Origin of the sequence: Streptomyces sp. NPDC102283, from assembly GCF_044766265.1 — a bacterium.
In the GTDB taxonomy this organism is placed as follows: domain Bacteria; phylum Actinomycetota; class Actinomycetes; order Streptomycetales; family Streptomycetaceae; genus Streptomyces.
The window spans coordinates 306,795-326,711 of sequence record NZ_JBIWLQ010000003.1 but is presented as its reverse complement, the minus strand read 5'-3'; the positions used below and the strand labels follow the sequence as shown (position 1 = coordinate 326,711).

General features: G+C 72.1%; 21 protein-coding genes and 1 riboswitch. Of the genes, 11 read left to right on the top strand and 10 right to left on the bottom strand.

Features of this window, described 5'->3' with window-relative positions:
* Positions 1-11 precede the first annotated feature (11 nt).
* The 3 genes from ACIRJT_RS08270 to ACIRJT_RS08260 all read left to right on the top strand — a co-directional run bounded on the left by ACIRJT_RS08270 (position 12) and on the right by ACIRJT_RS08260 (position 3,210).
* On the top strand, positions 12-623 hold the full coding sequence (locus tag ACIRJT_RS08270; protein WP_371622967.1) for a TetR/AcrR family transcriptional regulator: 612 nt from the start codon (positions 12-14) through the stop codon (positions 621-623).
* A gap of 423 nt (positions 624-1,046) precedes the next feature.
* A complete protein-coding gene (locus ACIRJT_RS08265; RefSeq protein ID WP_403906130.1) occupies positions 1,047-1,664 on the top strand; it encodes a DUF4126 domain-containing protein in 618 nt (205 codons plus the stop codon).
* A 31-nt stretch (positions 1,665-1,695) separates the two neighbouring features.
* Positions 1,696-3,210 carry a phytoene desaturase family protein gene (locus ACIRJT_RS08260; protein WP_403906127.1) on the top strand — a complete coding sequence of 505 codons (1,515 nt, stop codon included), beginning with the start codon at positions 1,696-1,698 and terminating at the stop codon, positions 3,208-3,210.
* A gap of 71 nt (positions 3,211-3,281) precedes the next feature.
* Here the strand turns inward: ACIRJT_RS08260 and ACIRJT_RS08255 are convergent, their stop codons facing one another.
* The 6 genes from ACIRJT_RS08255 to ACIRJT_RS08230 form a co-directional block, all read right to left on the bottom strand.
* The gene (locus tag ACIRJT_RS08255) at positions 3,282-4,181 is read right to left on the bottom strand and encodes a hypothetical protein (protein ID WP_403906124.1); all 900 of its coding nucleotides are present in this window, start codon (positions 4,179-4,181) and stop codon (positions 3,282-3,284) included.
* Positions 4,182-4,230: 49 nt separating this feature from the next.
* The gene (gene metF / locus ACIRJT_RS08250) at positions 4,231-5,148 is read right to left on the bottom strand and encodes a methylenetetrahydrofolate reductase [NAD(P)H] (RefSeq protein WP_403906122.1); all 918 of its coding nucleotides are present in this window, start codon (positions 5,146-5,148) and stop codon (positions 4,231-4,233) included.
* A 173-nt stretch (positions 5,149-5,321) separates the two neighbouring features.
* Positions 5,322-5,972, bottom strand: coding sequence for a thiamine phosphate synthase (gene thiE / locus ACIRJT_RS08245; protein WP_403906119.1), 651 nt, complete (start codon positions 5,970-5,972; stop codon positions 5,322-5,324).
* Between the two features lie 76 nt (positions 5,973-6,048).
* Positions 6,049-6,414, bottom strand: a complete 366-nt coding sequence (locus ACIRJT_RS08240) for an Rv2175c family DNA-binding protein (RefSeq protein WP_403906117.1) — start codon at positions 6,412-6,414, stop codon at positions 6,049-6,051.
* Positions 6,415-6,496: 82 nt separating this feature from the next.
* On the bottom strand, positions 6,497-7,738 hold the full coding sequence (locus tag ACIRJT_RS08235) for an NAD(P)/FAD-dependent oxidoreductase (RefSeq protein WP_403906114.1): 1,242 nt from the start codon (positions 7,736-7,738) through the stop codon (positions 6,497-6,499).
* Positions 7,739-7,815: 77 nt separating this feature from the next.
* A complete protein-coding gene (locus ACIRJT_RS08230; protein ID WP_403906112.1) occupies positions 7,816-8,157 on the bottom strand; it encodes a hypothetical protein in 342 nt (113 codons plus the stop codon).
* Between the two features lie 52 nt (positions 8,158-8,209).
* Positions 8,210-8,322: riboswitch (TPP riboswitch) on the top strand.
* Between ACIRJT_RS08230 and thiO the strand changes: the two genes are divergently transcribed.
* The 5 genes from thiO to ACIRJT_RS08205 all read left to right on the top strand — a co-directional run bounded on the left by thiO (position 8,320) and on the right by ACIRJT_RS08205 (position 13,497).
* Positions 8,320-9,501, top strand: coding sequence for a glycine oxidase ThiO (gene thiO, locus ACIRJT_RS08225; RefSeq protein ID WP_403906109.1), 1,182 nt, complete (start codon positions 8,320-8,322; stop codon positions 9,499-9,501). (Overlaps the previous riboswitch by 3 nt.)
* On the top strand, positions 9,498-9,737 hold the full coding sequence (gene thiS / locus ACIRJT_RS08220; RefSeq protein WP_403906107.1) for a sulfur carrier protein ThiS: 240 nt from the start codon (positions 9,498-9,500) through the stop codon (positions 9,735-9,737). Before thiO ends, thiS begins: the two co-directional genes overlap by 4 nt.
* Before the next feature lie 2 nt (positions 9,738-9,739).
* On the top strand, positions 9,740-10,534 hold the full coding sequence (locus tag ACIRJT_RS08215) for a thiazole synthase (protein WP_403906104.1): 795 nt from the start codon (positions 9,740-9,742) through the stop codon (positions 10,532-10,534).
* Positions 10,535-10,668: 134 nt separating this feature from the next.
* Complete coding sequence (pknB, locus tag ACIRJT_RS08210; RefSeq protein WP_403906102.1) at positions 10,669-12,594, top strand: Stk1 family PASTA domain-containing Ser/Thr kinase; 1,926 nt, start codon at positions 10,669-10,671, stop codon at positions 12,592-12,594.
* Between the two features lie 6 nt (positions 12,595-12,600).
* Complete coding sequence (locus ACIRJT_RS08205; RefSeq protein ID WP_403906099.1) at positions 12,601-13,497, top strand: deoxyribonuclease IV; 897 nt, start codon at positions 12,601-12,603, stop codon at positions 13,495-13,497.
* On the opposite strand, the gene ACIRJT_RS08200 is transcribed toward ACIRJT_RS08205, so the two are convergent.
* On the bottom strand, positions 13,464-14,096 hold the full coding sequence (locus ACIRJT_RS08200; RefSeq protein ID WP_403906096.1) for a sulfite oxidase-like oxidoreductase: 633 nt from the start codon (positions 14,094-14,096) through the stop codon (positions 13,464-13,466). The genes ACIRJT_RS08205 and ACIRJT_RS08200 overlap by 34 nt on opposite strands.
* Before the next feature lie 158 nt (positions 14,097-14,254).
* Here ACIRJT_RS08200 and bfr point away from each other — a divergent pair, with 158 nt between their 5' ends.
* A complete protein-coding gene (gene bfr / locus ACIRJT_RS08195) occupies positions 14,255-14,734 on the top strand; it encodes a bacterioferritin (protein ID WP_030117819.1) in 480 nt (159 codons plus the stop codon).
* Positions 14,735-14,752: 18 nt separating this feature from the next.
* Here bfr and ACIRJT_RS08190 read toward each other — a convergent pair whose 3' ends face one another.
* Together ACIRJT_RS08190 and ACIRJT_RS08185 are read right to left on the bottom strand one after the other, a co-directional pair.
* Positions 14,753-14,998, bottom strand: a complete 246-nt coding sequence (locus ACIRJT_RS08190; RefSeq protein WP_403906093.1) for a bacterioferritin-associated ferredoxin — start codon at positions 14,996-14,998, stop codon at positions 14,753-14,755.
* A 162-nt stretch (positions 14,999-15,160) separates the two neighbouring features.
* On the bottom strand, positions 15,161-16,507 hold the full coding sequence (locus tag ACIRJT_RS08185) for a class II 3-deoxy-7-phosphoheptulonate synthase (RefSeq protein ID WP_403906574.1): 1,347 nt from the start codon (positions 16,505-16,507) through the stop codon (positions 15,161-15,163).
* A 103-nt stretch (positions 16,508-16,610) separates the two neighbouring features.
* Here ACIRJT_RS08185 and ACIRJT_RS08180 point away from each other — a divergent pair, with 103 nt between their 5' ends.
* Together ACIRJT_RS08180 and ACIRJT_RS08175 are read left to right on the top strand one after the other, a co-directional pair.
* On the top strand, positions 16,611-16,679 hold the full coding sequence (locus tag ACIRJT_RS08180) for a trp operon leader peptide (RefSeq protein ID WP_215104550.1): 69 nt from the start codon (positions 16,611-16,613) through the stop codon (positions 16,677-16,679).
* A 124-nt stretch (positions 16,680-16,803) separates the two neighbouring features.
* Positions 16,804-18,705, top strand: coding sequence for an anthranilate synthase family protein (locus ACIRJT_RS08175; protein WP_403906090.1), 1,902 nt, complete (start codon positions 16,804-16,806; stop codon positions 18,703-18,705).
* 174 nt (positions 18,706-18,879) lie between these two features.
* On the opposite strand, the gene ACIRJT_RS08170 is transcribed toward ACIRJT_RS08175, so the two are convergent.
* A complete protein-coding gene (locus tag ACIRJT_RS08170) occupies positions 18,880-19,875 on the bottom strand; it encodes a 2-hydroxyacid dehydrogenase (RefSeq protein WP_403906088.1) in 996 nt (331 codons plus the stop codon).
* Between the last annotated feature and the right edge of the window lie 42 nt (positions 19,876-19,917).

The following is a 19,917-nucleotide window of genomic DNA, read 5'->3' as shown; positions in this document are numbered from 1 at the left end:
GAATCGGACTCATGGAAAGCAGTGGCACCACGCGCCGCCAGGCCACCCGGCAGAAGCTCTACGAGGCGGCGGTGACGCTCATCGCCGAGAAGGGTTTCTCGGCGACCACCGTCGACGAGATCGCCGAGCGGGCCGGGGTCGCCAAGGGCACGGTCTATTACAACTTCAAGAGCAAGACCGAGCTGTTCGAGGAGTTGCTCCGGCACGGCGTGGGGCTGCTCACGGCCTCGCTGCGGGCCGCGGCCGAGGAGTCCGAGGAGCGCGGCGGCACCCGGGTCGAGGCGCTGGACGCGATGATCCGGGCCGGGCTCGCCTTCATCGACCGCTACCCGGCCTTCACCCAGCTGTACGTGGCCGAGCTGTGGCGCACCAACCGCGCCTGGCAGTCCACGCTGCTGGTGGTACGTCAGGAGGCCGTCGCGGTCGTCGAGGACGTGCTGCGGGAGGCCGTGGGCAGCGGTGAGCTGAGCGAGGAGATCGACATCCCGCTGACGGCGGCCGCACTGGTCGGGATGGTGCTGGTGGCGGCGCTGGACTGGCAGGCATTCCAGCCGGAGCGCTCGATCGACGAGGTCCATTCGGCGCTGTCGCTGCTGCTGCACGGGCGGGTCAGCGGCCACTGAGACCCGCCGGGCACTCCGGGTCCGGGGCGCCGGGTCCGGAAACGTACCGGGGCAGGAAACGTGCCGGGTCAGGAAACGTGCCGGGAAAGCCGAAGACGCCGGCCGGTGAAGTTCGCATCCCCCGCGAACCCCACCGGACCGGCGTCTTCCGTGCTTCCGGAAACCCGTTCCCCGTGACCCCGTATGTCCCCCGTGGTCCCCGGGCCCCCGTCGTGCACCCCCGTTGCGTCGGGGGAACCCCACTGTTCCGCCGCCCCGTGCCGGCGGTCCTGGCGCAGCGCCCCTTCCGTGGTCATCACTCTGCCGTCCCCGCAGGTGGGGGCCTATCCGCGTAGCTACTCATCTCCGTCCCTGAGTACGGATACTCAGGGCTCCGTGCCGAACCCCACCCGGGTCCCGCGCGGGGTCGTTACGATCGCCTGCGTGTCGGTAATCCCCCTGGTGTTCACAAGCGGCTGGGCGAGCGGGATCAACGCGTACGCGGTGGTCCTGCTGCTCGGCCTGTTCGGCGCGACCGGCGTCTCCGACGAGGTGCCCGCCGCCTTGCAGCGCACGGACGTCCTGATCGTGGCCGGTGTGCTGTTCCTCTGCGAGGCGGTGGCGGACAAGATCCCCTACGTGGACTCGGTCTGGGACACCGCGCACACCGTGATCCGGCCGGTGACCGGGGCGGTGATCGCCGCGCTGCTGGCCGGGGAGAGCGGTTCGCTGCCGGAGCTGGCGGCCGGCGCGATCGGCGGGTCCACGGCGCTGATGAGCCATCTGGTGAAGGCCGGCACGCGAATGGCCGTCAACACCTCCCCGGAGCCCTTCAGCAACGTCGGGATGAGCATCGCCGAGGACCTCGGGGTCGCCGGAGTCATCACGTTCGCCATATTCAACCCGGTGGCGGCTGCCGTGATCGCGGCCGTGCTGCTGGTGTTCGGCATCGTCACCGTGCTCTTCCTCGCCTCGCGGATCCGCCGCTTCCTGCGCCGCCGGGCCCAGCGCCGCGAGGAGAAACGCCTGGCCGGCACGGGCGGGCACTGGCCTCCCGACTGAGCTGTCGGCGCCGGTCGATAAAGTCACCGGCATGGCACGAATTGCGGTAATCGGCGCCGGGACGGGCGCGATGGCGGCGGCCGCCCGGCTCGCCGTGGCGGGCGAGCGGGTGACGGTCTACGAGCGGTCCGCGAGCTACGGCGGTTCGGTCGGCCGCCATGAGCACGAGGGCTTCGTCTTCGACACCGGGCCCGGGCTGCTGCACCTCCCCGCCGTCCAGCGGGACCTCTTCGTGAAGACCGGCAAGGAGTCGCTGGAGCGGTCCGTGACCCTGACGCAGGTCGATCCGGCGAGCCGCCATCTCTTCGCGGACGGCACGGCCGTGTCCCTGCCCAACGCCTCCCGGGCCGGGGTCGCCACCGCCCTCGACGACGCCCTCGGCACGGGTGCCGGGGCACGCTGGAGCGACTTCATGGACCGGGCCCGGGATGCCTGGGACCGGTCGCGGAGGCCTCTCCTGGAGGAGCCCCTGCGGGCGGACCACCGGGTGCTGGGGCGCGATCCGTATCCGGCGGTGCGGCAGCGCCGGCTGCTGCGCGGCTCCCGGCAGGCGGGCACGGTCGCGGAGATCGGCGCGTGGGAGCTGGCGGACGCGCGGCTCGCCGCCCTGCTCGACGGGTACGCGCTGTCCCACGGGCTCGACCCGCGCACCGCCCCCGCGAGCGCCGCGCTGCTGCCGTACATGGAGCAGACCTTCGGCAGCTGGTACGTGATGGGCGGGATGCGCGAGCTGGCGCGGGCGGTGTACGAGCGGTGCGTGGCCCGCAGGGTGCGGTTCGTCTTCGGCGCCGAGGTGGTCCGGGTCGTCGAGAAGGACGGCCGGGCGGCGGGCGTGGAGCTTGCGGACGGTGAGGTGGCCGAGGCCGACCGGGTGGTGCTCGGCGTCCGGCCGCGCCCGGGGCTGGTGCCGGGTCAGCAGCCCTGGGGCGCGGGCGATGTGACGGTCCGGCCGGGCTCCGGCGCGGGCGCGGCGGGCCGGTTCACGGTTCTGCTGTCGCTGCGCGGGGCCCGGGAGGCGGACACGGCGCACCGGACCGTGGTGCACGGCACCGACGGGGCGGCGGAGCAGGAGGCGGTGTTCGGGGGGCGGGTCGCCGGGCACCCCACGGTGACGGTGCTGCGCCCCGACGATCCGGCGACCCGCCCGGACGCGGAGCACGAGGCGGTGACGCTGACCGCCACGGTGGCTCCGCAGGGACCGGTCGACTGGCGCGACGCCGAGGTGCGGCGGCGCTTCGCCGATGTCCTGGTGGAGCGGGCGGCGGCGGCCGTTCCCGGGCTGCGGGAGCGGATCCTGCACACCGAGGTCCGCACGCCCGCGGAGACCGAGGCCGAGACGGGTGCCGAGGGTGGTGCGGTGCCGCCGCCCTCGCTGGCCGGGGCCGGGGGCGCGTATCTGCATCCGGGCAACCTCACGCGGCTGCCGGGGCTGTATCTCGCGGGCGGCTGGTCGCACCCGGGCGGCGGGCTGGCGCACGCCGGGATGTCGGGGACGCTGGTGGCCGGGCTGATCGTGGAGGGCGACGACTTCCGCGGCTCACGCTGAGCAGGAGCAGAAGCGGGAGCGGGCCCGTGTGCCGCTGCCGACGGGCCCGCCCCCCCGGCAGCGGCGCGGCGTCAGTAGCGGTACTGCTCGTTCTGGCCGGTGTCGTAGCCGTTGCCGTTGCCGTAGGGAGCGGGCGTAGCCGGCTGCTCCGGCGGCATCGGGGGGTACTGCTCGGTGTCGCGCTGCTGCGGGACCCAGACGCCGCCGGGCGGAGTGTCCGCGACGTAGCCCTGGGTGTAGGGGTCGGGGTGGCCCTGCTGACCGCCCTGGCTGTCGTAGCCGTCGCCTTGGCCGTAGTCGTCGTAACCGCCGTAGGAGGGGTCCCCGTTGGTGGTGCCGATGTACGGATCGGAGTAGGCGGCGTAGCTCTGCGGGCCGGTGCCGTAGTCGTAGGTCCCGGCGTAGGGGTCCTGGGCCGGGGGCTGTTCGTAGCCGGTGTACGGGTCGTACGCGGCGTACTGCGGCTGGGCCGAGGGATCGGCCTCGTGGCCGTGGTCCTGGCGGGCACCGCCGTTCGCGTCATGGCTCCGGTTCCCGTAGACGCCGTACTGGCCGGTGTCGTCGGGCAGGGGCTGCGGTTCGTAGACGGACTGTGCGGGCGGGGCGGCCGGGGGCTGGTCGAACCCGGGTCCGGCGACCTCCAGGTCCGAGACCTCCAGCGTGGGTTCCTTCACGGCGGCGCCCTCGCCGCCCCTGCGGCGGCGGCTCTCGCCCGGGCTGCCGCCTATGGCCCAGCCGGTGGAGAAGCCACGCCGGAAGGACAGCGTCACGAAGGTCTGGCCGGTGGCGAAGGCGAGCGTCCCGACGACGATGACCGGAACGGAGGCGAGCAGTACCCCGACCACCACGCCGAGGAAGCCGGCGAAGGCGAGGAGTCGCCAGCGCAGTCGTGCCTTGTACTGCAGCAGCACCTCGCCGAGCAGCCACAGGGCCACCAGACCGAAAGCGATGTAGAGGACCGTCCAGCCCACGCCCGCCCCCTCCTTCGGCCGTAGCCGCTTCGGCGGCGGGTACGACCGGTCACGACTGCTTGTGCAGTCCGAGTTTTTCGTAGATTTCGAGCGTAGCCGTCGAGTTGTTGAGCGTGATGAAGTGCAGTCCGGGCACACCCTCGGACAGCAGCTTCGCGCAGAACTCCGTTGCGAACTCGATGCCAATGGAGCGTACAGCGGCTGGATCGTCCTTGGCCGCGAGGATGCGCTCTTTCAACGACGCGGGCACGGTCGCGTTGCTGAGCTGGGAGAACTTTTCCAACTGCTTCACACTGGTAAGGGGCATGACCTCGGGGATCACCGGCGTTTCGCAACCCGCGGCGACCACACGGTCACGCATCCGCAGATAATCCTCCGGGCGGAAGAACATCTGGGTGATCGCGTAATCCGCGCCGGCCCGGCACTTGTCCACGAAATGACCGATGTCCGTCTCCCAGTCGGACGACCGGGGGTGCATTTCGGGAAATGCCGCCACACCGACGCAGAAGTCGCCCGACTCCTTGATGAGGCGGACGAGGTCGGCGGCGTACTTCACCCCCTGCGGGTGCTCGACCCACTCGCCCATCGGGTCGCCCGGCGGGTCGCCGCGGACCGCGAGGATGTTCCTGATGCCCGCGTCGGCGTACTGCCCGATCATGTTGCGCATTTCGGCGACGGAGTGGTTCACCGCGGTGAGGTGGGCGACCGGGGTGAGGGTGGAGTCGGCGGCGATCTGCTGGGTGGCCCGGACCGTCCCGGCACGGGTGGAGCCGCCCGCGCCGTACGTCACGGAGACGAAGCTCGGGCGGACCGCCTCGACGCGGCGGAGCGCGTTCCAGAGGTTCCGTTCGCCCTTCTCCGTCTTGGGCGCCCAGAACTCGAAGGAGTACGACGTCTTGCCGGTCGCCAGCAGGTCACGCACGGTACGCGCGTGATCCGTCCTGGTGGAGGGTGTGCCAAGGGCCATAAGGGGAGGTTAACCAGGGGGTGGACGCTCCCCCAACCAGGGCAGCAGATTTTGTCTCGTTTTGCCGGACTGTTGTCCATCCCTCGGACAGATGCCCGAGATACCTCGCATCGGCACGCGGCCCGACAGGTGAGCCGGCAAGCGGGCCGGCCCGCCGGTCGGCTCGCGGCACATCAGAGCGCGCGGGCCCTGACGCGTCGGGCGAGGGCGGCGGTGGCGGCGGCGGGATCGTCGGCCTCGGTGATGGCCCGGACGACGACGACGCGGCGGGCTCCGGCGTCCAGCACCTGGTCCAGATTGCCCGCGTCGATCCCGCCGATCGCGAACCAGGGCCGCGACCCGCCGAGGGAGGCGGTGTAACGCACGAGGTCGAGGCCGGGGGCGTGGCGGCCGGGCTTGGTGGGGGTGGGCCAGCAGGGGCCGGTGCAGAAGTAGTCCACACCGTCCTGGGCGAGCGCCGCGTCGACCTCCGCCTCTGCGTGCGTGGAGCGGCCGATCAGCCGGTCGGCGCCGATGATCGCCCGGGCGGCGGGGACCGGCAGGTCTCCCTGGCCGAGGTGCAGGACGTCGGCGCCGATGGCGTGGGCGACGTCGGCACGGTCGTTCACCGCGAGGAGCTTGCCGTGCCGGCGGCAGGCGTCGGCGAACACGGCGAGGTGCTCCAGCTCCTCGGCGGCCTCCGTGCCCTTGTCCCGGAGCTGGACGATGTCGACGCCGGCGGCGAGCACGGCGTCCAGGAAGGCGGGGAGATCACCCTGCCGCTTGCGGGCGTCCGTGCACAGATAGAGCCGGGCATCGGACAGCTGCTCGCGAGGCGTGGACATGGGCGGACTCCCTCGTGGTCGTGACGGTGCACGGGCCGCGCCGGGCGGCCCGTGCTCCGCTTCCTGTCGTGTCGGTTCAGACGGCGAGCGCCTGGGCGCGGCGCTTCACCTCCGTACCGCGATTCTCGCTCAGCGCCTGTGCGGGGGTGCCGGGCAGGGTCTGGTCGGGAGTGAAGAGCCACTCCAGCATCTCTTCGTCGGAATAGCCGTCGTCCCTCAGGAGGGTCAGGGTGCCGGCGAGGCCCTTGACCACCTTGTCGCCGTCGATGAAGGCGGCGGGCACCTGGAGCGCCCGGTTCTCACCACGGCGTACGGCGATCAGCTGGCCATCCCTGACCAGCTGCCGTACGCGCGTCACCTGGACATCGAGCATTTCCGCGATGTCGGGAAGGTGGAGCCAGGCGGGGACGAGAGCATCGGTCTTTGCGTCAATCTCGGTCACAGGGACAAGCGTGCCATCCAGGACCGACAGCCGGTAGCCGGGCCCGACCGTACGGGGGTCGGCCCGGCGGGCCCCGGGTCCGTCACAGGGCGGCGGACTTCAGCGGTACGGCGGGGTCGGCCGCCTTCTCCGGGTCGAGGACGGCCCCCGACTCGATGAGCCTGCGGCCCTGGGCGAGGTCGCGCGGGCGGCCCACGGCGAGCACGGCCACCAGCGCGCCGTCGCGCAGCCAGCACACCGACCAGGCGGCGTCCGCCCCGTCGCCGCGCCACACCAGGGTGTCGGCGTCCGCGTGGTGTCCGGCGTACTGCACGAAGCGGCCGAACTGCTCGGACCAGAAGTACGGGACGGGGTCGTGGACGGGGAGCGGCCCCCCGTTCCGGGCGGCCATGATCGCGGCGACCGCGGTGCGCGGGCCCTGGAGGGCGTTGTCCCAGTGGTGGACCAGCAGGCGTGTCCCGTAGCGGGTGGAGGGGAAGGAGGCGCAGTCCCCGACCGCGTACACGCCGGGCAGCGAGGTGCGCAGCGCGCTGTCGGCCGTGACCGAGCCGTCCGGGCCGAGCGCGACGCCGGAGCCGGCGAGCCAGCGGGTGGCGGGGCGCGCGCCGATGCCGACGACGACGGCCCCGGCGGGCAGGACCCGGCCGTCCGCGAGGACGACGGTCCCCTCCTCGACGCGGTCGACCCGGGCGCCGGTGAGGAGTTCGGCGCCGCTGTCGGCGTACCAGGCGGCCATCGGGGCAGCCACCTCGGCGGGCAGGGTGCCCGCCAGCGGGCGGGCGGCGGCCTCGACGACGGTGACGGCGCAGCCCGCGGCGCGGGCGGCGGTGGCGAACTCCGCGCCGATCCAGCCCGCCCCGACGACGACCACGTCGTGCTGCCGGTCCAGGACGGGCCGCAGCCGGGCGGCGTCGTCGAGGGTGCGCAGGAGGTGGACGCCGGGCACGCCCTCGGCGCCGGGCAGGGTCATCGGCTCCGCGCCGGTCGCGAGGATCAGGGCGTCGTAGGACACCGGCCCGTCGGCGGTGTCCAGCACATGGTCGGCGGCGCGCAGGGCGGTGACGGCCAGGCCGAGGCGCAGGGTGATGTCCAGCGCCTCGAAGTCGACGTCGAAGGCGGAGTCCTCGGCCTTGCCCAGCAGGACGGCCTTGGACAACGGCGGTCGGTCGTAGGGCTGGTGGGGTTCGGCGCCGATCAGGGTGACGGGCCCGGTGAAGCCCGCCTCCCGCAGGGCCACGGCGCTCTGCACACCCGCCATGCCCGCTCCGACGACCACGACGTGCCGTGCCTGCCGTGCCGCCCGCTGTTCCGTCTGCTCGCTCACCCGTCCACCTTAGTCAACTGACGGAGCGTCAGACAGGGGGGTGCGGGGATGGAGGGGCAGGGACCTCGGGGAGGAGCTCAGGAAGGAAGCTGTTCCACCACGCTGGTGCCGCTGCCCTCCTGGGACTCCCAGGCCCACCGCTCCTCCAGCCGCACCCGGCCGTCGGCGAGGTCGACGACCGTGGAGAGGCAGTGCCCGGACGAGGTCGTTCCGTCCTGTTTGAGCTGCACGTAGCGGAAGTCCAGCGTGTCCCCGTCGCGGGTGCCGACGAGATGGCCGCGCACCACGTCGCCGCCCGCGTACTCGGCCCAGATCCGGCCGTCCACCTCGTGGTAGGTGAAGCGGGTGCGGGTGCCGACCTGGCCCGGGGCCTGGTCGGCGACGGGTGACAGGACGAGTCCGTCGAGCGAACGGGCCATGGTGGCTGCTCCTCTACTGGCCGGGGGACGGCGGGGTTTAGGGTGGCCAAGGTAGAACACTCGCGGGAGCCCGGACGCACCGGGCTGAGAGGGAGGCTGGACGGCCTCCGACCGTACGAACCTGCTCCGGGTCATGCCGGCGAAGGGAGGGGCTGGACACTCATGCGCGTCTCGGGGAAGACCTCCGGATCCGACGTCCTCGTCATCGGGGGCGGAATCATCGGCCTGGTCACGGCGTGGCGGGCCGCCCAGCGGGGGCTGCGCGTCACGGTCGCGGACCCGGACCCGGGCGGCGGCGCCGCCCGGGTCGCGGCGGGCATGCTGGCCGCCGTCACCGAACTGCACTACGGCGAGCAGATGCTGCTCGGGCTCAACCTCGCCTCCGCCGCCCGCTATCCCTCCTTCGTCGCCGAGCTGGAGGAGGCGAGCGGCCTGGGCACCGGCTTCCGGACCTGCGGCACGCTCGCCGTCGCGCTGGACTCCGACGACCGGGCGCATCTGCGCGAACTGCACGCCCTCCAGGAGCGTTCGGGCCTGGAGTCGGTCTGGCTGAGCGGCCGTGAGTGCCGCCGCCTGGAGCCGATGCTGGCCCCGGGCGTCCGGGGCGGCCTCCGGGTCGACGGCGACCACCAGGTGGATCCCCGCCGCCTCGCCGCGGCGCTGTTGACCGCGTGCGAACGGGCCGGGGTCGTGTTCCGCCGGACGACCGCCGAGCGGCTCACCGTCGCCGGGGGCCGGGCCGCCGGGGCGCTGCTCGGCGACGGCACGGAGTTCGCGGCCGATCAGGTCGTGCTCGCCGCGGGCAGTCTCAGCGGCCGGCTCGCCGGGCTCCCGCCGGAGCTCGTGCCGCCGGTCCGCCCGGTCAAGGGCCAGGTGCTCCGGCTCACCGTGCCCCGGGCGTACGCCCCCTTCCTCAGCCGCACCGTGCGCGCCGTGGTCCGGGGCGGCCACCTCTACCTCGTGCCGCGCGAGAACGGCGAGCTGGTCGTCGGCGCGACCAGCGAGGAGATGGGCTGGGACACCACGGTCACCGCCGGCGGGGTGTACGAGCTGCTGCGCGACGCCCACGAGCTGGTGCCGGGCATCACCGAGCTGCCGCTCACCGAGACCCGGGCCGGCCTGCGTCCCGCCTCGCCCGACAACGCCCCGCTGCTCGGCCCGACCGCCCTGCCCGGTCTGCTGCTCGCCACCGGCCACCACCGCAACGGCGTCCTGCTGACGCCCGTCACCGGGGACGCGATGGCCGACCTCCTGACCACCGGCGAGCTGCCCGAGACGGCCCGCCCCTTCGCCCCCGGGCGTTTCGCACCCGCCGCCCCCGTACTCCAGGAGCAGCCCGTATGACCCAGCAGCCCGCCGTACCGGAATCCGCCGCCACCGTCTCCGTCTCGGTGAACGGCGAAGTCCGCGCCGTTCCCGCCGGGACGGACCTGGACGCCCTCGTCGCCACGCTGACCCCGGCCCGCTCCGGGGTCGCCGCCGCCGTCAACGAGAGCGTCGTCCCGCGCGGCCGGTGGGCCGCGACCACGCTCGGCGAGGGCGACCGCGTCGAGGTCCTGACCGCCGTACAGGGAGGCTGACCATGTCGGACGACGTCTTCACGCTGGGGCCCGCCACCTACGGCTCCCGCCTGATCATGGGCACCGGCGGGGCCCCGAGCCTGGAGGTGCTGGAGCGCTCGCTGATCGCCTCCGGCACCGAGCTGACCACGGTCGCGATGCGCCGGCTGGACCCGACCGTGCATGGTTCGGTGCTCTCGGTGCTGGAGCGGCTCTCCATCCAGGTCCTGCCGAACACCGCCGGCTGCTTCACCGCGGGCGAGGCGGTGCTGACCGCCCGGCTGGCCCGGGAGGCGCTCGGCACCGACTGGGTGAAGCTGGAGGTGGTCGCCGACGAGCGGACCCTCCTGCCCGATCCGATCGAGCTGCTGGACGCGGCGGAGGTCCTGGTCGACGACGGGTTCATCGTGCTGCCCTACACCAACGACGACCCGGTCCTGGCCCGGAAGCTGGAGGACGTGGGGTGCGCGGCGATCATGCCGCTCGGCTCCCCCATCGGCTCCGGGCTCGGCATCCGCAACCCGCACAACTTCGAGCTGATCGTCGAGCGGGCCGGGGTGCCGGTGATCCTCGACGCGGGGGCCGGAACCGCATCGGACGCGGCGCAGGCGATGGAGTTGGGGTGCGCCGCTGTGATGCTCGCCTCGGCGGTGACCCGGGCCCAGGAACCGGAGCTGATGGCGGGTGCGATGCGTCACGCGGTGGAGGGCGGGCGCCTGGCGTACCGGGCGGGCCGCATCCCGCGCCGCCACTTCGCCGAGGCGTCCTCGCCGGTGGACGGCCGGGCGGCGCTGGACCCGGAGCGTCCGGCGTTCTGAGCGCCGGTACGTGGCCGGGGGCGCCGCCCCCGGACCCCCTGCTCCTCAATCGCCGGAGGGGCTTGAATGGCAGAACGGCACCGGGAACGCCCTCGCCCGTCCGGGGTGTCGGCGGCGGCTCGTAGACTCTCCGGGTGGACACGACCCTCCAGGACCCTCTCGTCGGGCAGCTGCTCGACGGCCGGTATCGCATTGAGGCGCGCATCGCCGTCGGCGGGATGGCCACGGTCTACCGGGCCGTGGACACCCGCCTGGACCGGGTGCTCGCCCTCAAGGTGATGCACCCGGCGCTCGCCATCGACGTCTCGTTCGTCGAGCGCTTCATCCGTGAGGCCAAGTCGGTGGCCCGCCTGGCGCATCCCAATGTCGTCGCGGTCTTCGACCAGGGCGCCGAGGGCGCGTACGTCTATCTCGCGATGGAGTACGTGGCGGGCTGCACCCTGCGCGACGTGCTGCGCGAGCGCGGGGCCCTCCAGCCCCGGGCGGCGCTGGACATCCTGGAGCCGGTCCTCGCCGCGCTCGGCGCCGCGCACCGTGCCGGGTTCGTGCACCGTGACATGAAGCCGGAGAACGTCCTGATAGGGGATGACGGCCGGGTGAAGGTCGCCGACTTCGGCCTGGTCAGGGCGGTCGGCACGGCCACCGACACGACCGGCTCCCTGCTGGGCACCGTGTCCTACCTGGCCCCCGAGCAGATCGAGCACGGCAGCGCCGACACCCGCAGCGACGTGTACGCCTGCGGGGTCGTGCTCTACGAGATGCTGACCGGCGCCAAGCCGCACACCGGCGAGAACGCCGCCCAGGTCATCTACCGGCACCTCAACTCCGACGTCCCCGCCCCGTCCGCCGTCGTACCGGGGCTCCCGGTCGCGCTGGACAGCCTGGTGGCGAGCGCGACCGCACGCAATCCCGAGGTGCGCCCGCACGACGCGGTGCTGCTGCTGGCCGAGTCCCGTGAGGCCCGTGCCACGCTGACCGACGCCGAGCTGGACGCCGTACCGCCGGGGGCCCTGTCCGATGCCCACGACGGCGCGGACGACCGTACGAGCGTGATCCCGCGGGCCCTCCCGGCGGACGGCGACGGCGTGCACCGCACCAGCCGGCTGGAGATGCCGCCCGCGGGACCCGGCGCTCCCCGGCGCGGGACCGGCCGTCGCGGCCCGTTCGGCGGGCCGCACCGCAAGCTGATCTTGGTGCTCACCGCCGTACTGCTGACGCTGGGCATCGGGACGGGCGTCTGGTACATCAACTCCGGGCAGTTCACCCAGGTCCCCTCGCTGCTGGGCCAGACCCAGCAGACGGCGGAGAAGCGGCTCTCCGACGAGGGCCTCGGGCTCAAGGGCGTGGAGCGGGTCTTCAGCGACACCGTCGAGCGGGGCTCCGTCGTCAGCAGCGACCCCGCATCGGGCGACCGGATCCGGGGCAACGGCTCGGTGAGGCTCGTCGTCTCGCGGGGTCCGGAGATCGTGCGGGTGCCCGATGTCCTGGGCCGTTCCCTCGCGGACGCCCGGCGTTCCCTGAAGAAGGTGGGCCTGGTCCCCGGGATGGTGACCAGGGAGTTCAGCGAGGACGTGGCCCGCGGCGAGGTGATCCGCACGGATCCCCGCGCGGGCACCGACCGCAACCCGGACACGGCCGTGGCGCTCGTCGTCAGCAAGGGCGCCCCGATCGACGTCCCGGACGTCACCGGACTCTCCGCCGAGGAGGCCGCCGCCGAGCTGGCGGCCGAGGGGCTGAAGGCCGAGGTGCTGCCCGGCCGGGTCCACTCCGCCCAGGCCGAGGGCGCCGTCGCCGAGCAGTCCCCCGGCGAGGGCGTCGAGGCCGCCGAGGGCGACACCATCGAGCTGACCGTCTCCAAGGGCCCCCGGATGCTGGACGTCCCGGACGTCACCGGCCGGGACGTCGACGAGGCGCGGAGCACGCTGGAGGAGGCGGGCTTCGACGTGAAGGTCGACCGGCCGTTCCTCTCCTTCAGCGACACGATCGCGAGCCAGTCCGTGGACGGCGGCGAGCAGGCCCCCGAGGGGTCCACGATCACGATCAAGACCAAGGGGTTCTAGAACCAGATGCACGCTCTGCGCAATCCGGTGGGCGGACACGTCCCGGTGGCCGGCGGTCTGGCCAAGATCGGCCTGGAGTACGCCCGGGGGCTGGCGGCGGAGACCGTGCAGGTCTTCGTTGCCAATCCGCGCGGCTGGGCCACGCCCGCCGGGAACCCGGCGCAGGACGAGCTGTTCCGGGCCGCGTGCGCGGCGGAATCGATCCCGGCGTACGTCCACGCCCCGTATCTGATCAATTTCGGCTCGCACACCGGGGCGACGGTCGAGAAGTCCGTGGATTCCCTGCGCCACTCACTGCGGCGGGCCCGCGAGATCGGCGCGCTGGGGGTGGTGGTGCACACCGGTTCGGCGACCGGCGGACGGCCGCGCGCCGAGGCGCTGGCCCAGGTGCGCGAGCACATGCGCCCGCTGCTGGACGAGCTGACCCACGACGACTCCCCGGATCTGCTGCTGGAGTCGACGGCCGGCCAGGGCTTCTCGCTGTGCTCGCGGACCTGGGACTTCGGTCCGTACTTCGAGGCGCTGGACTCCCACCCGAAGCTGGGCATCTGCCTGGACACGTGCCACATCTACGCCGCCGGGCACGATCTGGCCGGCCCCTCGGGAATGCGGCAGACCCTCGATCTGCTGGTGGACACGGTCGGGGCGGGGCGGCTCAAGCTGATCCACGCCAATGACTCCAAGGACGTCGTGGGCGCCCACAAGGACCGGCACGAGAACATCGGCGCCGGTCACATCGGGGTGGAGCCCTTCCGGGAGCTGTTCGCGCATCCGGCGACCGAAGGCGTGCCGCTCATCATCGAGACGCCCGGCGGCAAGGAGGGGCACGCGTCGGACGTGGCCCGGCTGAAGGAGCTGCGGGACAGCCCTCAGAGCTCGGGGCCGTCCCCGGGCTCCTCCTGATAGGAGTAGCGCTGCTCGCCCCAGGGGTCGCCGATGTTGTGGTAGCCCCGCTCCTCCCAGAATCCGCGCCGGTCCGCCGTCATGTACTCGATGCCCCGGACCCATTTCGGGCCCTTCCAGGCGTACAGGTGCGGGACCACGAGGCGGAGCGGGAAGCCGTGCTCGGCGGTGAGGAGTTCGCCGTCCTTGTGGGTGGCGAAGAGCGTGTGCTCGGAGGCGAAGTCGTCGAGGCGCAGATTCGATGAGAAGCCGTATTCGGCCCAGACCATCACATGGGTGGCGTCGGGGGCGGGCGGTGCCAGTTCGAGGACCGTACGGGCGGGGATTCCGCCCCATTCGGCGCCCAGCATGCTGAACTTCGTCACGCAGTGCAGATCGGCGACGACCGAGGAGAACGGCAGCGCGGAGAACTCCTGGTGGTTCCAGCAGTGCTTGTCGCCGTCCGCGGTGGCCCCGAAGACCCGGAACTCCCAGCGGTCGGGCTTGAACTTGGGAACGGGCCCGTAGTGGGTGACCGGCCATCCGCGTTGCAGTCGCTGTCCCGGCGGAAGCTCGGACTGGCCTGTCTCGCGGTTCTCCCGGCTTTCCGGCTGACCCATGCCTCCATGGTGACAGACAGGCAGGGGTGGTCATGACCAGGGAGTACCCCCATCCGGGCAACTCGTACTAAGCATGCACTTACTGGACGGCCGCCGGGCGCGGTGCGAGGATCTCGCCAACTCGCAGAATCGATCACCGGTTGGAAGGAGCCTTTGCCATGCAGGGCGACCCCGAGGTCCTTGAGTTTCTCAATGAGCAGCTGACCGCCGAATTGACCGCCATCAACCAGTACTTCCTGCACGCCAAGATGCAGGAGAACTTCGGGTGGACGAAACTCGCCAAATACACCCGGGCCGAGTCCTTCGACGAGATGAAGCACGCCGAGATCCTCACCGACCGGATCCTGTTCCTCGACGGGCTGCCGAACTACCAGCGGCTCTTCCATGTGCGGGTGGGCCAGACGGTCACCGAGATGTTCCAGGCGGACCGCCAGGTCGAGGTGGAGGCGATCGACCGCCTCAAGCGCGGTATCGAGGTGATGCGCGCCAAGGGCGACATCACGTCCGCGAACATCTTCGAGTCGATCCTGGAGGACGAGGAGCACCACATCGACTATCTCGACACCCAGCTGGAGCTGGTCGAGAAGCTCGGCGAGCCGCTCTACATCGCCCAGCTGATCGAGCAGCCGGAGAGCTGACAGCCGCGGGGCTGACCGTCAGGCGGCTTCCGGGAGCTGTACGTCCCCGAGCGCGCTCATGACGGCGGGTTCCTGTCGCTGGTCGAGCAGCTCGCGGCGGGGGCAGTCGCCCCGGCCCAGCAGCGCCTGGATGCGGCGCACACATCCGCCGCAGTCCGTCCCTGCCTTGCAGGCCGAGGCGATCTGCCGGGGGGTGCAGGCTCCGGCGTCCGCATGCTTCTTGACCTGTGCTTCCGTGATGCCGAAGCAGGAACAGACGTACATGCGGTTCACCTCCCTGCGGGTCGGTCACGGGCGCCGCCCCCGATTTCCACGGTGAGGCTAACCTAACCTTACCCGCCGGACAACCGGCGGAAAAGCCCGGAAACGACGGTGGGGCACGGATCACATGGATCCGTGCCCCACAGGTGTGTCCAGCGCAGACCTCTACTGGTCGCGGTACATCTCGGCGACGAGGAAGGCCAGGTCGAGGGACTGGCTGCGGTTGAGCCGGGGGTCGCAGGCCGTCTCGTATCGCTGGTGCAGGTCGTCGACGAAGATCTCGTGGCCGCCGCCCACGCACTCGGTGACGTCGTCGCCGGTCAGCTCCACGTGGATGCCGCCCGGGTGGGTGCCGAGGTCCTTGTGGACCTCGAAGAAGCCCTTGACCTCGTCCAGGACGTCGTCGAAGCGGCGCGTCTTGTGTCCGGAGGCGGCCTCGAAGGTGTTGCCGTGCATCGGGTCGGTCACCCAGGCGACGGTCGCGCCCGAGGCGGTGACCTTCTCGACCAGCTCGGGGAGCTTGTCGCGGACCTTGTCGGCGCCCATCCGGACGACGAAGGTCAGCCGGCCCGGCTCGCGCTCGGGGTCCAGGCGGTCGATGTAGCCGAGCGCCTCGTCGACGGTGGTCGTCGGGCCGAGCTTGATGCCGATCGGGTTGCGGATCCGGGCGGCGAACTCGATGTGCGCGCCGTCCATCTGGCGGGTGCGCTCACCGATCCACACCATGTGGGCGGAGGTGTCGTACAGCTCGCCGGTGCGCGAGTCCGTACGGGTCAGGGCCGACTCGTAGTCCAGCAGCAGCGCCTCGTGCGAGGCGTAGAACTCGACCGCCTTGAACTCCGCCGGGTCGGTGCCGCACGCCTTCATGAAGTTCAGCGCGTTGTCGATCTCGCGGGCCAGCGCCTCGTAGCGCTGGCCGGAGGGGGACGACTTCACGAAGTCCTGGTTCCAGGCGTGGACCTGGCGCAGGTCGGCGTAACCGCCGGTGGTGAAGGCGCGCACCAGGTTCAGCGTGGAGGAGGACGCGTGGTACATCTGCTTCAGCCGCGCGGGGTCCGGGATCCGGGCCTCCTCGGTGAAGGCGAAGCCGTTCACCGAGTCGCCGCGGTAGGTCGGCAGGGTCACGCCGTCGCGGGTCTCGGTCGACTTGGAGCGCGGCTTGGAGTACTGGCCCGCGATACGGCCGACCTTCACCACGGGCACGGAGGCCGCGTAGGTCAGGACGGCGCTCATCTGGAGCAGCGTCTTCAGCTTGGCCCGGATGTGCTCGGCGGACACGGCGTCGAAGGCCTCGGCGCAGTCGCCGCCCTGCAGCAGGAACGCCTCGCCCTTGGCGACGGCTCCCATGCGGGCGCGCAGCTGGTCGCACTCGCCGGCGAAGACGAGCGGCGGATACGACGCGAGGTCCGCGAGTACATCGCGCAGGGCCTCGGAGTCGGGGTACTCGGGCTGCTGCGCCGCGGGAAGGTCTCGCCAGGTGTTGCCACCGGCGACGGAGGTATTGGCGTTCACGGTCACGAGCACAACATTACGGGGTCGGAAGGAGCGTCCAGCCGTGCGCTCAACAGATGAGACACCCGCTCCGATGCCCGGAACGTTCCGCTAGGGTCGGGGCATGTCGACGCGACTGATCGAGACCTCGATCCAGAACTGGTGGTGGACCGCTCATCCGGCGGCCCGCTGATTCATCGCGCTGACACTTCGCGAAGGCCGCCCGAGGGGCGGCCTTTCTGCGTTGCGGAGCCGTTCCTCCCCCTGTGAACCCCGTACGGATTCCCATACGGACCGCCCGGAAGGAACCTGCTCCCATGTCGCAGACCGCATCCCGCTCCGCCTCCGGTCTCATCCGCCGACTGCTGGCCGAGGACGCCCCGCCGTTCGCCCTGCTGCGCCGGCGCACGCCCGGCCGTGACCACGATCACGTCGAACTGCTCATCGGCGGGGTGCGGGAGGCGGACCGGCTGGCCGACCTGCCGGTGGGCGCGGCGCCCGCGCTGGCCCTGGTGCCGTTCCGGCAGATCGCCGAGCGCGGCTTCGACGTGCGCGACGACGGCACCCCGCTGAGCGTGCTGGTCGCCGAGGAGACGCACGAGCTGGAGCTCGCGGAGGTGCTGGCGGCGCTGCCCGCCCATGACGTGGCGGTGGAGGACTGGGGCTTCGACGTGGAGGACGCGGAGTACGCGGACATCGTGCGGCGGGTGATCCGGGACGAGATCGGGCGGGGCGAGGGCGCGAACTTCGTGATCCGGCGGACGTTCCGCGGCGAGATCCCCGGGTTCGGGCGGGCGGACGCGCTGGCGCTGTTCCGGCGGCTGCTGGCGGGCGAGCGGGGCGCGTACTGGACGTTCGTCGTCCACACCGGGGACAGGACGCTGGTGGGGGCGAGCCCGGAGGTGCACGTACGGATGTCCGGCGGGACGGTCGTGATGAACCCGATCAGCGGGACGTACCGCTACCCGGCGGAGGGGCCCACCGCGACGAGCCTGCTGGCCTTCCTCGGGGACCGCAAGGAGAGCGAGGAGCTGTCCATGGTGGTCGACGAGGAGCTGAAGATGATGTGCACGGTGGGCGACATGGGCGGGGTGGTGGTCGGGCCCCGGCTCAAGGAGATGGCGCATCTCGCGCACACCGAGTACGAACTGCGGGGGAAGTCCTCGCTGGATGTGCGGGACGTGCTGCGCGAGACGATGTTCGCGGCGACCGTCACCGGCTCCCCGGTGCAGAACGCGTGCCGGGTCATCGAGCGGTACGAGTCCGGGGGCCGCGGCTACTACGCGGGCGCGTTGGCCCTGCTGGGCAGGGACGCGAGCGGGGCGCAGACGCTGGACTCGCCGATCCTGATCCGTACGGCCGACATCGCCCCGGACGGCTCGCTGAGGGTGCCCGTCGGGGCCACCCTCGTCCGCCACTCGGACCCGGAGAGCGAGGTCGCCGAGACGCATGCCAAGGCGGCCGGGGTGCTCGCCGCGCTGGGGGTGCGGCCGGGCCGGCCCGGGACGGAGGCGGACCGCCCGCGGCTGGCGTCCGACCCCCGGGTGCAGGCGGCGCTGGACGACCGGCGCGGAGGGCTCGCGCCGTTCTGGCTGCGGATGCAGGAGCGCACCCGGGATCTTTCGGGGCACGCGCTGGTGGTGGACGGCGAGGACACGTTCACCGCGATGCTGGCCCATCTGCTGCGGGCGTCCGGTCTTGACGTCTCGGTGCGCCGCTACGACGAGCCGGGGCTGCGCGAGGTGATCCGGGCGCACGAAGGGCCCGTGGTGCTGGGTCCGGGCCCGGGCGATCCGGGCGATCTCACCGATCCGAAGATGCGGCTGCTGCGGGAGATCACCGCGGAGCTGGTGCGGGACCACCGGCACGGGCTGCTGGGGGTCTGCCTCGGGCACGAGCTGATCGCGGCGGAGCTGGGTCTGGAGATCGTGCGCAAGGCCGTGCCGTACCAGGGGGCGCAGACCCGGATCGAGCTGTTCGGCCGGCCGGAGACGGTGGGCTTCTACAACAGCTTCACCGGGCGGTGCGACGGTCCGGCCGCCGTCGAACTGGCCGCGCACGGGATCGAGGTGAGCCGCGACGAGGCGAGCTGCGAGCTGCACGCGCTGCGCGGTCCCGGTTTCGCCTCGGTGCAGTTCCACCCGGAGTCGGTGCTGACGGTGCGGGGCTCGGTGATCGTGACGGAGCTGCTGGCGGGGCTGCCGGTGGTGCCGAGCTGAGGGGCTGTCGGGCGGACTCGGGGCGGACAGCGGACGCGGTCCGGTGCGTGCGGTTCCAAGGCGGAGGAGGGAGGCGACGCGGAGCGTCGTCGACCGACGACAACGCCGGAAGCGCGCGTGCCAGGGCGTGGCCGCCCGCCCCGAGGTCGCCCGACAGCCTCTGAGGGGGCGGCCTCACGTCCTCGGCACGAGGACGTTCTCGCTGTGGCGGCGGGCCAGGTAGTCGGTGACGTTCTGGACGGTCGCGTCGATGATCTGGCCCACCGCGTCCTCGGTGTAGTACGCCTGGTGGGAGGTGACGACGACGTTGGGGAAGGTCACCAGCCGGGCGAGGGTGTCGTCGTCGATGCCCTCCAGGGACTTGTCGAGGAAGAACAGCCCGGCCTCCGCCTCGTACACGTCGAGGCCGACGCCGAGGAAGCGGCCCGCGCGCAACTCGGTGACCAGGGCGGCGGTGTCGATGAGGCCGCCGCGGCTGGAGTTGACGAGGATCGCGTCGTCCTTCATCGCCTTGAGGGCGGCCTCGTCGATGATGTGGTGGGTGCTGGGCAGCAACGGCACGTGCAGGCTGATCAGGTCGGCCTCGGCGAACAGCCGCTCCTTGTCGACGTACTCCATGCCCAGCTCGACGCAGGCCGGGTTCTGCGCCACGTCCCAGCCGAGCAGCTTCATGCCGAAGCCGTGGGCGATGCGGGTGAACGCCTCGCCGATCTTCCCGGTGCCGAGCACCCCGACGGTCCGGCCGCGCATGTCCCGGCCCAGCAGCCCGTCCAGGCGGAAGTCGAAGTCCCGGGTGCGGCTCGCGGCGCGGATGATGCGCCGGTTGACGGCCATGGCGAGCGTCCAGGCGAATTCGGCGACCGAGTACGGGGAGTAGTACGAGACCCGGGCGACGCGCAGGGCGAGGCGCTCGGCGACCTCCAGGTCGATGTTGTTGAAGCCGGTGGAGCGCTGGGCGATCATCTGCGTGCCGCCCGCGGCGAGCGTCTGGAGCACCTGCGAGCCGAGGTCGGCGTTGACGCTGGTGGAGACGATCTCGTAGCCGGCCGCGATGGGGGCGGTGTCCCGGTTCAGGAAGACGTCCAGGCAGCGGACGTCGTGCAGCCCCTCGAAGGCCTTCTCGATCAGGGGCTTCTCGTCGGACTGCACACCGAAGGCCAGGATTTCCACGGGTACTCCCGATCTGTTTCCGCGGGCGGGGACAAACATCGC

Excerpts from the sequence above, each read along its gene's own strand:
- ACIRJT_RS08175 (WP_403906090.1), top strand. The coding sequence starts at position 16,804 with ATGTCGCAGACCGCATCCCGCTCCGCCTCCGGTCTCATCCGCCGACTG.
- thiO (WP_403906109.1), top strand. The coding sequence starts at position 8,320 with ATGCGCGTCTCGGGGAAGACCTCCGGATCCGACGTCCTCGTCATCGGG.
- ACIRJT_RS08270 (WP_371622967.1), top strand. The coding sequence starts at position 12 with ATGGAAAGCAGTGGCACCACGCGCCGCCAGGCCACCCGGCAGAAGCTC.
- ACIRJT_RS08190 (WP_403906093.1), bottom strand. The coding sequence starts at position 14,998 with ATGTACGTCTGTTCCTGCTTCGGCATCACGGAAGCACAGGTCAAGAAG.
- ACIRJT_RS08230 (WP_403906112.1), bottom strand. The coding sequence starts at position 8,157 with ATGGCCCGTTCGCTCGACGGACTCGTCCTGTCACCCGTCGCCGACCAG.
- ACIRJT_RS08205 (WP_403906099.1), top strand. The coding sequence starts at position 12,601 with ATGCACGCTCTGCGCAATCCGGTGGGCGGACACGTCCCGGTGGCCGGC.
- metF (WP_403906122.1), bottom strand. The coding sequence starts at position 5,148 with ATGGCCCTTGGCACACCCTCCACCAGGACGGATCACGCGCGTACCGTG.
- ACIRJT_RS08260 (WP_403906127.1), top strand. The coding sequence starts at position 1,696 with ATGGCACGAATTGCGGTAATCGGCGCCGGGACGGGCGCGATGGCGGCG.
- ACIRJT_RS08200 (WP_403906096.1), bottom strand. The coding sequence starts at position 14,096 with ATGGGTCAGCCGGAAAGCCGGGAGAACCGCGAGACAGGCCAGTCCGAG.
- thiE (WP_403906119.1), bottom strand. The coding sequence starts at position 5,972 with ATGTCCACGCCTCGCGAGCAGCTGTCCGATGCCCGGCTCTATCTGTGC.
- thiS (WP_403906107.1), top strand. The coding sequence starts at position 9,498 with ATGACCCAGCAGCCCGCCGTACCGGAATCCGCCGCCACCGTCTCCGTC.
- bfr (WP_030117819.1), top strand. The coding sequence starts at position 14,255 with ATGCAGGGCGACCCCGAGGTCCTTGAGTTTCTCAATGAGCAGCTGACC.
- ACIRJT_RS08215 (WP_403906104.1), top strand. The coding sequence starts at position 9,740 with ATGTCGGACGACGTCTTCACGCTGGGGCCCGCCACCTACGGCTCCCGC.